The following is a 13,668-nucleotide window of genomic DNA, read 5'->3' on the forward strand; positions in this document are numbered from 1 at the left end:
TCGTGTCCTCCTTCAAAACTACAAAAAAATCCCTTGTGCTAGATGTGCTAACACAAGGGAGAAAATCCTGTTATTCGATATTACTAATATTAGGGTCGATACCATCAACCTCTAAATCAAGTAATCCGATTAAAGCGTCAAAATCACAGATTACTAGATGGTGTTTGTCATAGGCTACATAGCCTAACTTACGCAACTCACTTAACATGCGATTTAAACTTTCTCTTGATGTGGCAGCAAACTCAGCCAACTCTTGATTTGTTAGGGCAATATCAATAAAGATACCATCCTCGCGCTTTACACCATAACTATTGGCTAAGCGCAACAAGGTAGAATAGAATGCTCCCTTCTTGCCGTAAAGTAGCAAGTCTCGGTATTTTGCCTGTTGACGACGCATATGTAAAGTGTAGATTTTCATCATCGCAATGGCCAATGAATGGTCTTTTGCAATAGCCCCTTCCAACACATCATAGCGTATACAGTAAACAGAGCAATCCTCCCGAGCAATGGCGTTGAACACATATGTTCTAGTGTTCTCCTCATACAACGGAACCTCACCAATTACATTATTCGGTCCTACTAAACGCAACGCAAAAATGTGTCCGCTAGCTTCGAACTTTTTAATGCTCATTCTACCTTTTACTACTACGTAAAAGTATTCTGCCTTGTCCCCCTCACGGAAGAGAAAATCACCTTTTTTAAGATGTAGTTCCTCACCCGGCAAAGCAAGCAATTGGTTAATTAAATTTTGATCCATACCATTATCACTCCACAGTACTTTTATAACAAAATCCATTAGTTATACTAATCTATTTATAGTAAAAGCACCTATACTATATACTTTTTCGTATATATAAGATTATTATAACTTATTAATTTCAGAATATGTGTGTTTTACATCACATTCACAAAAAAAATTACACTATATAATATATCTGTGATGTAAGACATTGAAAAATATTAATGCTACAATAATTATAACGCAATTTGTAAGCAAATCGAATACTTTCTATAGGAATTTTTTAGATTTTATTATTTATATATACTTTATATATAATTTTAATATATTTTTCTTGTCTTATCTGCGTGTATAGTTGTTACAGTAAGGAGAAGTTCAAAATGAACGAACTAAAAATGCCTCAAGTAGGTGCAAGCCGTAGCGAAATCGTGGCTAATTGGCAACCGGATAATCCGGAATTTTGGGAAAAGTTTGGCAAAAAAATTGCTAAACAAAACCTCGTTATATCCACCATTGCCTTAACACTTTCATTCTGTGTTTGGTACTTATGGGCAACCATTGCGGCTCAGCTAAATAGCGCTGGATTTAACTTTACTACAGATCAATTATTTACATTAGCTGCCTTACCAGGCCTTGTAGGTGCTACATTGCGATTTGTATACACATACATGCCAGCACTATTAGGCGGTAAAAACTGGACATTTATTTCCACAATTATCTTATTAGTTCCTGTTGTTTGGCTTGGCTTTGCTGTACAAGATACAACAACTTCTTATGCGACATTTATGATTTTAACAGCTCTTATCGGTTTAGCAGGTGCCAACTTCTCATCCTCTATGGCATACATTGGCAACTTCTTCCCTAAATCCGAAAAAGGCACAGCGCTTGGTATCAACGGCGGCGTTGGTAATCTTGGTATTTCTGTAATCTACTTCCTAGCTCCATTTGCTATGGGATCTGCCGCTTTAGGTAGTGTATTTGGCGTAACGCCAGCAATTATTAAGGGCAACGCAGTATATCTAGCTAATGCTGCTTTCATGTGGGTTGTACCTCTTGTAGTTATCCTTGCATTGATGACTCGTTTCATGGATAACCTACCTCTAGAAAAACCAAATCCTAAAAACCTCGTACAAATTTTTGGCAATAAGCATACATGGGCGCTTACATTGCTTTACACATGTTCCTTCGGTGCATTCTCTGGTTACGCAGCTGCACTAGGCTTGTTAGTAGGCAAAGAATTCCCTGAAGTCCCATTTGCATCCATCGCGTTCGTAGGTCCACTTGTAGCGGGTGCCCTTCGTCCTGTAGGTGGTTGGTTAGCAGATAAGATCAACAGCGGTACAAAAGTTACCTTCATTAGTCTTATTGGCTTATGTGCTTCCACTGCATTGATTGCGGTTGGTGTAGATATGCACAACTTCCCATTCTTCTTCGCAATGTCCGTATTAACCTTTGTATGCTGTGGTTTTGCTACCGGTGCAACATTCCGTATGATTCCACACGTATTTGGCAATCCTTTGCTCTCCTCTTTAATTACAGGTTTCGTAGCCGCTGTAGCTGCATACGGTGCCTTCATTACACCTAAGATCTTTGGCTTTGTATATTCCATGTTCGGCAATATTCACCCAGCCTTTGCTGTATTACTTGCATTTAACATTGTAACTGTGGCTGTGTGCTACTGGTTCTATGTGCGTAAAGGTGCAAACATGAACGTATAATTTTCTGGAACAGAAAATTTACGTTCACTGAACAGTACTACAAAATATAATTCACTTTTCTATACTAAGTGATAAAAGAAACCCCGCATCTCTCCTCCATACTTATCAGGTCTGCGGCCTAGGGCCTTGACCTCGTAAGTCGGATCGATGCGGGGTTCTCTTTTATGAGAATATAGTTGCGAGTGCGATACTCATATATTGTGAATTATATTTTACGAAGTATAGTGCGTATATTAACTTTTCTCCCCTCAAAATTATAGCCTTCATTTTGAGGGGAGAAAAATGGACTGCAAGGCAGTCCATTCATTATAATTTGACGATATATACCTTTATCTCTATAATATAAATAGATAGTCAGACGAGTAGGAACGTCAGGCGCATCTCAAAAACTAATTATCTAGGAAATGGCCTTTCTGTTTATCTAATTACACTTGGTAACGGAGGGCTATTTGCTTTTTGTGAGGCAAATAAGCGCTATAAGTGCTCCAAAGGAAACGACTAGCGTCAAGATTCCAGTAATAACTGTAATAAGTTCAAAGTCACTCATAAGCTCACCCCCTTCTATAACGAAGAGAGGCCCAACCTCGCCAACTACCTTAACAACATTATAAATTGAACAAATATACGATACAATAAGCAGTTATTTATCGATATATATGAATTAAATAATAAAGAAGAGCCTGCATTGCAGGCTCTTTTATTATCCAAAGATTTCTTCTAGTAGTGCGTCGTCGATGATGGTACCAACGTAGAAGTCGCTGAAGATACCGTATTTTGCACTGGCTACTTCAAAGCGCATATCATATACGATTTTTTTGAATTGGATGTCGTCGTTACTGAAGATGGTAATACCCCATTCCCAGTCATCTAAGCCACAGCCACCTGTGGTGAATTCAGATAAAACGTCCAAGTATGTTTTACCAAGTTCACCATGAGACTTCATCAAGGCTCCGCGTTCTTGTGGTGGTAGCATGAACCAATTATCATCACCTTCGCGTTTTTTACTCATATTATAGAAACAGATATATTTATCGCGAGGTACATGAGGATATAGTTTTTGATTAACTTCCTCTGTATCGAGCTTAGCCTTAACATAGGTGCTTACTTCTGTTACAGATGTATAAGAGTATGTTTGTACTAATACGCTTGCAATGGCAAGACGGCGGAATTTGCGTTCTATTTGAGCCAAGTATTCAAGAGATGGACCAAGAATCCATAGGATTAAGTCCCCTTTTGCTCCATTACAATCATAGAATGCATAACTTCCTTCTTTAGCTTGATGTTTAGCTTCAAGGTCTGCTAAGAATGCTTTTAATTCATTGCGCGCTGCTGCTTTTTCTTCAGCTGTAAAGCAGTTCCATGCGCTGAAATCCATGGCGAATACCATGTGTTGGCTATGCCAACCTTCTACTGTAGGGATTGCTTTTCCCATTATGATCACTCCTATCTACGGTGATTATATCAAAATAATAATGTATCTATATAACTAAGGAAATCAAAAGACTCCACTTACTATTATAGCATATAGAGTCTTTTCAATTTAGTTTCTATTGAGTTTTTTTATTAGTATATTCTTTAGTTAAGCCTAAAATACTGCTTTTATGCTGAGGATAATCCTATAGCTCTTAATACTATACTAACTCTTTTAAGCAAGTCACTATTTTACTTGTCATTCACAAGTTTTTCTACCAGTTCTTTTGCTTGTTTTACACCATCAGGAATACCAATACCGTCAAATGGCGTACCGATGAGGTGTAAATTCGGATAATGCTCTGCCACATGTTCACGAACGGCTTTAATACCTGCGCGATGGCCTACATTATATTGAGGCATGCAGTGAATGAGGCGATTGATGCGCACCCACTCTGGTTTGACAGAGAAACCCATGATATGTTGAATTTCTTTGACTGCCAATTCTGAAAGTTCCTCTTCGCTGAGTCGTTCTACCACGTCATTGCCAGGCTTACCGATAAAGACACGCAATACCACCTTATCATCTGGCGTTGTTTGAGGCCATTTTTGATTAAGAATAGTACACGCTGTAAGAGGCGTATCTGTATTTCTAGTAATGAGAAGACCTGAGCCCTTTAAATCACCATCAAAGGTGCTTTTATCAAAAGACATAATAGCAATGGCACAACTAGATTGCTCCATGGAACGCAAGAAGTCAAAACCCTGATCATCCTTAAACCATTGTCTATACGTTGCCGGTGGCGTACTGATAATCACATGATCTGCCATAACGGGAGCTTTATCAAGAAGCGCCTCTGTAGCTGAATTACTCTCGTTCAGACTGTTATCGGCATTAATAAAATCAGTACTAATAGAATCAGTATTAACGGAATCAGCCGTAGATTGACAGCCACAAGAATCGTTATACTGATTGACCACATCGATTGAGTATATACCATCAACATATCGAATATCAGAAACTAGTGTACCTGTATGCAGGTGTACATTACTAGGCATAGCCTCAACGATAGCGGTAATCACACTTTCAAGGCCACCTGTCAATTGACGGAACATACCGGATTGAGCCGCTGTTCCTTTTCGATTTTCCATATCCGCTTGCGCCTTAGCAGACTGATGATTAGAACTAGTCTTTATCACATAGCTAGATCCTCTTACACTATTACCGGCAGAACTATCTTGACTAGTCTTGGCTTCGTGACTTTCAAATTGACGGTCCGTCATGGTTCCTTTACCAGCACGAGGCACATCGCCTTCTGCTACAGCATCTTTAGCTGCTTTAGAGACACCTGCTTTGGAATGACTCATCTTAGCGGCCATCATACCTTTTACCATGTTCCCATATTTTTGTTCTACTTGAATAAAATGAGGGAATGTCGACAATAGACTAATTTTATAAATATCGCCACCATAGATACCCGCTAATAGGGGCTCGATGAGTTTATCCATCATTTCTTGTCCTAAGTGATATTTGAAGAAATGACCAATGGATACATCACCATTTTCATCAAGTTGATATGGTTTCTTAAAATAATCTAAACCAGCACGCAATTTACCAGGCCAAGAAATGAGCGTTGCTTTCACAAAGGGCATCATTTCCGTAGGAATGCCCATAATGGAGCCGCCTGGAATTGGGTGGATAGAACCCTTATCATATACAAAGGCTTGGCCTGTTTCATTAGACACAAGGGTATCCCCTAGTCCAAGATCATGCACGAGATCTGTCATTTCTGTTTTACGACCCAAATAGGAGTCAGGACCGAGTTCCACTACGAAGTCATCCACATGTTGCGTTTGTATTTTCCCACCAAATCGTGGTGCTTGTTCATAAAGAGTAATGGTCCATTCTGGCTTTGCATGACCTAAATAATAAGCCGCTGTTAGCCCTGTTAAGCCACCGCCCACAATTGTTACGTTCACGAATGAATCCTTTCTATTATTGCACTCGCCATTGCTTGTAAAAATGTTTCATTACAATTTGGCATGGGTGCACGCATATATGTTGCGCCCTCTGTTTCAACGAGTTCTTTACACTCCACATCATTATCGTACAATACTTCAACGTGATTGCTTACAAATCCAAATGGTACAAAAACAATGCGATCAGCACCAGTTTGTAAGGCTTCGTTGATAGCATCCTCTACAGTAGGCCCCAACCATTGCCCATGAGGAGCTGCACTTTGCCACGCCACAGTCCATTTCGGTAATTTACAATGTTCAGCAATCTCTTTGGCGCTTTCCTCTAAAGCTAACGCATACGAATCGCCACCATGATTATTGATAAGAGGTATACTGTGAGCACTAAAAACAACAAATACATCTTTACCGTTCGCATCTACAACTGCGCACTCTGATTTTACACTATCTACATACACTGATTTAACACTATTCACACAATCAGCGTTAACACTATCTATACATTCTAATTTATCATTATTTACACACTCTGAAACTGTTTTTACCCAGTATTCCTTGAAAGTTGGTTGGTCCCACCATGAACGGATAAAGTCGAATGTCACATTATCATAATTTGAAATAGCTGCTTGTACTTGTTTTTCATAAGCTCCAGTACCGAGAGCGGTGAAGAATGGAGCCGTTACAATAGCGATAATATGCTCCACTCCTTGCTGGACTAAGGAGTCAACTGCATCTGCAATGGACGGTTTCATGTGTAAAAAACCAATAGCGGAAGGCATAGTCGGCAACAGAGTAAGCAAGGTTCTATATTGGCACTCTGCCATAGTTTGAAGTTCAACATTTTCCCATTGACCGATTGTATCATAACGCTTAGTAAGATTAGCAATCTCTTCTTTCGTTGGTACACGGCCACGACGAATGCTCGTCATATAGGGTACTAAATCATCCTTACTTAAAGGGCTACCATAAGACAGGAATAATAATCCTTTTTTTTCTACTTTCACTAATTTACCTCTCTTGAGCCCAAATTTCACGACTACGTTCATGCACATAGTCCGTTAGCCAATGGAGTTTTTGAGGATCTGCCTCGGGGAATACGCCATGACCTAAATTAAAGATATGGCGACCATAGCGAACTCCTTCGAGCAAAATACGATCTACTTCGTGAGCCAATGTTTTTTCGTCTCCGAACAGATACGCTGGATCTAAGTTACCTTGCACGGTTTGCGTTACACCCCGTTCATTCGCCATAACAATGGAACTACGCCAATCAAGGGCAATGACGTCTAATGGCAAATGAGACCAAATAGACACCAAATGGTCAGTGCCAACGCCATTCATCGCTATAGGTAAATGAGGATATTTAGCTTTTACAGCCTTAATGATTCGTTCCATATGAGGGTAAATCCCTTGTTTATACTGATCTGCATTAACAGCCCCTACCCAAGAGTCGAAGATTTGAAGTGCATTGGCACCCGCTTCGGCTTGCATGGATAAGTACGCAATGGACATGTCCGCCAGTTTAGTCATCAATGCATTCCACACATGAGGAGCACCGATGAGCATGCCACGAGTCTTATTGTAGTTCTTCGTTGGTCCCCCTTCGATAAGGTAGGATGCAATCGTAAACGGCGCACCGCAAAAACCAATGAGTGGCACGTCGAGCATGCCAGATGTTAAGAGTGTAATCGTTTTACCGATATACTCTACCTTGGTAGGATCAAAGGAATCTAGAGCCTCTACATCAGCCATAGAACGGATAGGCGTGCTAAACACAGGACCCACACCGGCCTTGAGCTCAACATTTACATTCATAGCCACCATTGGGCTCATGATATCTTTGTAAAGGATAGCCGCATCAACGCCGTATTCCTTAACAGGTAATTCCGTAACACGAGCACATAACTCGGGCTCTTTTGTAATTTCAAATAATGAATATTTCTCTTTGATTTTGCGATATTCCGCTTGGCTACGACCAGCTTGACGCATATACCACACAGGCGTTACACCAGGGTTCTTCCCTTGGATCATGTCCAAATAAGCTGTGTTCAAGTACTCAACCCCTTTCGTTCTAAATGTATACTAACACACTATGGTAACTAAAACAGTTACTTTGGTTACAATCACACACAACAATGCCATTAATATTCCCTGTGAAAGCTTGCGGCGACCACAGGGATTATTTCATTACCTCGTTGATATCTATTTAATCTAATTAGTCTTTAATTCAACTAGTCTTTAATTCAAGTCCGAAATTAATTTAGCTACGACTTAGTCTATGGCAATCGATGCCCATAATAGATTGAGCCATATCATATACAGAGCGTTGACAGGTAAAGAGCCAAATCTGTTGATTCTTTCCAAGCTCGGCCAACAATTCCAAGGCACTACGTTGACGGTTTTCGTCAAAACGCACCAAAATATCGTCCAAGATAATCGGCAAGGATTCTACTTGATAAGAGAATACCTTGGCTAGGGCAAGACGCAATGCCAAGTATACTTGGTCAGCTAGACCACTAGACCAGAATTTAAGTTCTAGTCGTTCCCCATTGTTGTTGATAAGTGCTACCCCTTTATTGATACCTAGAATATCAAGCGTATACCTCTCACCAGTTAGTCTTTCAACATAAGAGGAGGCAAGCTCTAACATATGAGGTTGTTTTTCTTGTTCATATGATTGTTGAGCCTTATCCATACAATGACTTATCAATACTTGCGTAGCCCAATCTTCGAGAGCAGACTCTAATTCACTTCGTAAAGCTTCACGTTCTTGCAACATTTGGTGTTGTTCCTGGTCAGATCCAAGTGTACGCATGGCTTCAACGATTTGACCGCGACGCTCGTACAAGGTAGCCAATTTATCTTCGATAGAGGCTATTTCACGCTCAGAATGAGCCAGTTCATCCAACCAGTTATCCTTGTTGCCTTCACGCAAACGACGGTAGAACAAGTCTTTATTCTCCGCGTCAGGAGCAAGCAAATCAAGCTGCACCTGACTTTGCTTATAGATGGTTTGCCACTGTTTATATTGGTCCTCATCGATAAGATGTTGACGATACTCGTTAGAGCTTTCCATACCAGCTTTATGGAGCAGTTCTTGTTGACGAAGGAGTAGCTCTTTTTCCTTGCGATGCCAATTATCGTATTCATTGCGGAAGCTTTTACGTTGTGCTTCCTTTTGTTCCCATACAATCTTATTTTGTTGGAAGTTCTTATATTGGTTATAAATGCGTTTTAGCTCTGTTGGAGATACTGGCGCCTCTATCCCAAGGTTATACCACAAAGCCATCGCTTGGTCTTCAATAATACGTAGGCCTTCTTTATGCTCTGCCAAACGCTTTTCATAGCCTTCTATAGTACGTATTTGCTCATGATATTGATCATATTCATGTTTGAGGCCAAAGAAATCATCTTCATCGAGACTCTTAGCCGCCCCTTGTGGTAACCAGTTTTGCCATGCTGCGAGAGCTTCATCGTAAATGCCTTGTAATGTATGACCTTCTTGAATCCAACGTTCAAGATGTGCCACCCCTTCTAAGGATGGTACAGGACTCGCTGTAGGCGTAGCAGCCTTGATCAAAGCCTCTAGCTGATGCTCTACATCGGATTTACGGGAGGATAAAATTTGTAACTCATAGTTTAATTTAGACACTTCAGAATTACCATTATGAAGCCTCCATGTAGCATACCAGAATAGCCCCATAGATAGAATCAAGAAAATAAAACCACCTATAGTATATAATGCAGATTCAAGAACCAACAGACCTGCTAATACTACCAATACAGCAATAACAGCACCTATACCACTAATGCGTTGTAGCCATTTTGGCAGAAGTGTGGGCTGTGCATCTGAACCAAGACTATTCCGTCTAACCTCTACTCGATCTATATCCATTAAGATACGATCTAATTCACGTTCCAAATATTCTTTTTTAGCTAATTCTTCTTCACTAAAGTTAGGTAAGGATGCCCCTTCAAGGTTCGCCGTCGGCACCTCATCGGTAGCCTCTGCAGGTTTGCGGTCTTGCCAATGTAAAAGTTGTTCTTTTGCGGTGCGCAAACGACTTGCCAAACGTTCTCCATCAAACCAATTGATGTCTTCTGCCATTGGCTCATCATGACGCCACGCAGAATGTAGGGTGCGTGAAAACTCCAATTGTTCTCTAACCTTACGGATGTACGCATCGCCTTCCTCGCACTCACGGCGTAACTGCTCCCATTTAGCACCTTGTTGAATAAGATCTTCAATATCTTGGCCATAAGTTCCAAATGGGCTATCAGGACTAAAGTTAGCTGGCATCAATGCTGCTTCCTTTTCCTGCCATAATTGCATATTGTCACGAGCCCGTTTAATTTCTTCATCAAGGCGAAGAAACTCATCACGACTCAAGGCGAGCTCACTATTATACTGCTGCATGTGCATACGTGCCTCTTCACTGCGACGATACGTATCCCACGCACGCAATACTACATCGATACCATCCCGATATTCCTTCCATTCTTTCAACTGATTTTGCAATTCTATTTCGGTTTGCTCCGTACTGTGAAAGACGGTTTGTAATTCCACATATTGCGCTTCATGCTCCGCCAACTGACTCAGCTTTTGGCGGTTTTCTTTAAGCTCATCCATCAACACATTGATGCGACGTTTACCATTCGAGGATGCTACAAGTAGGTCTGTAGCCCCTTTTTCAACATCCTTAACAGCTCCCCCTAAGTGTTCTCCCCCTTCGGCGCCAAAGAATCGGGAACGAACCTCTACCTCTTGTAATACATCAAGTCCTTGTAGGTCATCTAATGTTAACGCAAATATGCGGTTATATGTTTTTTTATCGATGCCATGCCACCAATGTTGAGCCGGCTCTTCATGGATGGCAGGATTACCAGGACTGTAAAAGTCTAAATGCTTACCCTTACGACCGATATAGTAGCTTTCACCATTACGGTCCACATCAAGGGCCCCCGTCATAGAGCCATAAGCCTTATGAGTACCGCCAAACAACAAGGTGCGCATCCCTTCGAGCAAGGATGTCTTACCACTTTCATTAGGGCCATACATGAGTTGAACCCCATTGTCACCCGTGGTGAAAGACCAGTCGCGATACGGGCCAAATTCATCAAATCGTATGCGTTTAATGTTCATCATTAGCCCCCATCAATACAGTAACACCTTCAATTTCACAACGTTTCAAAGCTCGTGCCAATAATTCATCACTTAATAAATCTGCATATGCGCCTAAGCGCTTAAATTCAGGACGATCCGCCATGATTTGGCGCGCAGTCTGTATCGCATCCCCATCTACCATATCATCATAAGCACGCAAGTAATCACCTACTACATCTGTTAATAGACGTCGTTCGACTAGATTAATACTAGGTCTTGTATTAGAAATGATACGGTAAGGCATAACAAATATAGATTTGCTTTTCTCTTCATTTTGAGACTCTTGCAACCATAGTTTTCGAATCCCCTCTTGCGTACATAGGCGATGTAGAGGTCCTGTACCAGACAAAACGATGGATAGCAAGATGTTTTTCTTATGCTGCTTTCGCAAATTTTCTTTTTTACGGCGCAAAATCTCTAAGAAATCCGTTTCATTTTGCATGCCAGCAATATCGATTTTGATTTCCTCAAATCGGACAGCACAGGTATCGATAAATCGCAAATCACAATGACCATTATGAGATACGGATACAAGATAACATCCCTTTGGTCCATGTTCTTTACGATGCAATCCTTGCGAATTACCAGCATAAACTACGAGAGGCTCCTCGCTAAGAACTTGAGATTTATGAATATGGCCCAATGCCCAATAATCCATAGCGGCCTCTGTTAAATCAGTTAAGTTACAAGGTCCTATTACATTATGATTTTCAGAGCCTACACTAGAACCTACAGTACCATGCATAACAGCAAGAGAAAACTCATCCCGTTCAAAAGCTCTGTATTGACGAACATAGTTGTCGCTTTCATTACCATGACCACAACTAATACCATATACGCCACCAATTTCTATATTGTTAACGATGAGCGGGAAACGCTGTACCTGTTCGCTAGAAAATACATGTACATTATCTGGCATCTGTAATTGTGCTTTCCAGCTTTCAGCAGGATCATGGTTACCTTGTACCATATAGACATCAATACGATGCTCCGCCAAGCGATACATGGCGCGCACAAAACGGACTTGAGCCTCTAAATTATGGTCTTCGCTATTATAAATATCACCAGCTATTACAACAGCATGAATATGTTCTGTAATAGCAGTATCAATAATTTTATCTAAGGCTACATAGGTTGCTTCACTTACAACGCGATCAACAGCGCTGCTAATACCTGTAGCATATTGAAAGGGTGCCCCTAAATGCAGATCACCACAGTGTATAAATCGAAACGGCTGCATCTATATCCACTCCTCCATTAATATTCTTATTATAGTTATATATAGTAATTACAATAGTTTATTATACTACAAAACCTTAAAGATAAGTTAAAAATAACTATCATTTAGCATCAAAAAGATATAGTTAAACTAAACTTTTCTTAACTATTAATAAATATAAATTATAAGATAAGCACATATTCTTTCATCATAAGATATAAATCATAATATATTTTTTTGTTAACCAATTCATGCATTAAGTTGACAATTTATGCGCGAACGTTTACAATCAAATTGTCAATATATTATGTTTTTATTAAGTTAACAATTTCCTGGAGGCTATTATGGCTTTGCCTATAGATCAACAACCATCCCAAGTGGGTACATACGAAAAAATACTTACCATTGCAAACCGCATCATGAACGGCGGCGAAATTACAAAAGAAGAAGCAATCGAGCTAATTCATACTTCAGATGATGATACTATGATTCTACTCGCTATGGCTGATAAAATTCGCCAACATTTCAATGATAATTCTGTGGATGTATGCGCCATTGTTAATGCTCGATCCGGCAAATGTCCTGAAAACTGTAAATTCTGTGCTCAATCCGCACACCACAACACAGGCGTTCAGGAGTATCCTTTCATGGATGAAGAAAGCATTCTCCAAGCAGCACGTAAAGCTAAAGAGGCTGGTGCCATTCGTTTTTCCATCGTAACAAGTGGTCGTAATACTAATAACCCTGATGAATTTGATCAAATCATCCATGTATTAGGCCGTATCAAAAACGAAATTGGTCTTGAAATCTGCTGTTCTCTTGGGTTGTTAACTTACGAACAAGCACTCAAATTAAAAGAAGTTGGTGTTACTCGATACCACTCCAATATCGAAACGGCACCTAGTCACTTCCCAGATATTTGTACTACACATTCCTACGAAGATAAAATGTTTACCATAGATAATGCACAAAAAGCAGGCATCCGTGTTTGCTCTGGTGGCATTCTTGGACTTAACGAAACATTAGAACAACGCGTAGAAATGGCGTTCGAACTTAAACGTTTACATATTGACTCCGTGCCATTAAACATTTTGAATCCTGTTAAAGGGACTCCATTTGAAAGCAACGAAGCTTTACGTCCATTGGATATCTTACGTACCTTCGCCGTATTCCGTTTCATCTTGCCAAACGCATTGATTCGTACTGCAGGGGGTCGCGAAGTAAATCTACGAGACTTACAAGCTTATGCTCTAAAAGGTGGCCTAAACGGTATTATGGTTGGTGGCTACTTAACTACTGGTGGTCGTTCACCTCAAGACGATCTCCAAATGATTCAAGACTTGGAGTTGACTCGCAATACAGCTCAAGTCTAAAAACCTCATATATACCATTCTCTATATCTAGAGGATGTAGTATATAAATTATTCCCTAATGCTTTATA

At 40.3% G+C, this 13,668-nt stretch carries 9 protein-coding genes; 2 read left to right on the top strand and 7 right to left on the bottom strand.

Annotated features, from left to right (window positions below; all coding sequences use genetic code 11):
- Positions 1-70 precede the first annotated feature (70 nt).
- Complete coding sequence (locus ACMKPP_RS03830; protein WP_118091059.1) at positions 71-757, bottom strand: Crp/Fnr family transcriptional regulator; 687 nt, start codon at positions 755-757, stop codon at positions 71-73.
- 362 nt (positions 758-1,119) lie between these two features.
- On the opposite strand from ACMKPP_RS03830, the gene ACMKPP_RS03835 reads away from it, so the two are divergent.
- Complete coding sequence (locus tag ACMKPP_RS03835; RefSeq protein WP_279009008.1) at positions 1,120-2,457, top strand: MFS transporter; 1,338 nt, start codon at positions 1,120-1,122, stop codon at positions 2,455-2,457.
- A gap of 700 nt (positions 2,458-3,157) precedes the next feature.
- Here the strand turns inward: ACMKPP_RS03835 and hemQ are convergent.
- The 6 genes from hemQ to ACMKPP_RS03865 form a co-directional block, all read right to left on the bottom strand.
- On the bottom strand, positions 3,158-3,889 hold the full coding sequence (hemQ, locus tag ACMKPP_RS03840) for a hydrogen peroxide-dependent heme synthase (RefSeq protein WP_279009005.1): 732 nt from the start codon (positions 3,887-3,889) through the stop codon (positions 3,158-3,160).
- A 230-nt stretch (positions 3,890-4,119) separates the two neighbouring features.
- A complete protein-coding gene (gene hemG / locus ACMKPP_RS03845; protein WP_279009001.1) occupies positions 4,120-5,847 on the bottom strand; it encodes a protoporphyrinogen oxidase in 1,728 nt (575 codons plus the stop codon).
- Positions 5,844-6,848: a ferrochelatase gene (locus tag ACMKPP_RS03850; protein WP_279008998.1), complete on the bottom strand. Its 1,005-nt coding sequence runs from the start codon at positions 6,846-6,848 to the stop codon at positions 5,844-5,846. The genes hemG and ACMKPP_RS03850 overlap by 4 nt, the downstream gene beginning before the upstream one ends.
- Positions 6,849-6,852: 4 nt before the next feature.
- On the bottom strand, positions 6,853-7,896 hold the full coding sequence (hemE, locus tag ACMKPP_RS03855) for a uroporphyrinogen decarboxylase (protein WP_123138387.1): 1,044 nt from the start codon (positions 7,894-7,896) through the stop codon (positions 6,853-6,855).
- Between the two features lie 208 nt (positions 7,897-8,104).
- Positions 8,105-10,987, bottom strand: a complete 2,883-nt coding sequence (locus ACMKPP_RS03860) for an ATP-binding protein (protein WP_418369299.1) — start codon at positions 10,985-10,987, stop codon at positions 8,105-8,107.
- Positions 10,977-12,248 carry a metallophosphoesterase family protein gene (locus tag ACMKPP_RS03865; protein ID WP_418369300.1) on the bottom strand — a complete coding sequence of 424 codons (1,272 nt, stop codon included), beginning with the start codon at positions 12,246-12,248 and terminating at the stop codon, positions 10,977-10,979. Before ACMKPP_RS03865 ends, ACMKPP_RS03860 begins: the two co-directional genes overlap by 11 nt.
- A gap of 323 nt (positions 12,249-12,571) precedes the next feature.
- Between ACMKPP_RS03865 and bioB the strand changes: the two genes are divergently transcribed.
- Positions 12,572-13,600 carry a biotin synthase BioB gene (bioB, locus tag ACMKPP_RS03870; protein ID WP_004694042.1) on the top strand — a complete coding sequence of 343 codons (1,029 nt, stop codon included), beginning with the start codon at positions 12,572-12,574 and terminating at the stop codon, positions 13,598-13,600.
- Positions 13,601-13,668 lie beyond the last annotated feature (68 nt).

The sequence above is a fragment of the Veillonella parvula genome (genome assembly GCF_048309325.1).
Classification (GTDB): domain Bacteria; phylum Bacillota; class Negativicutes; order Veillonellales; family Veillonellaceae; genus Veillonella; species Veillonella parvula_T.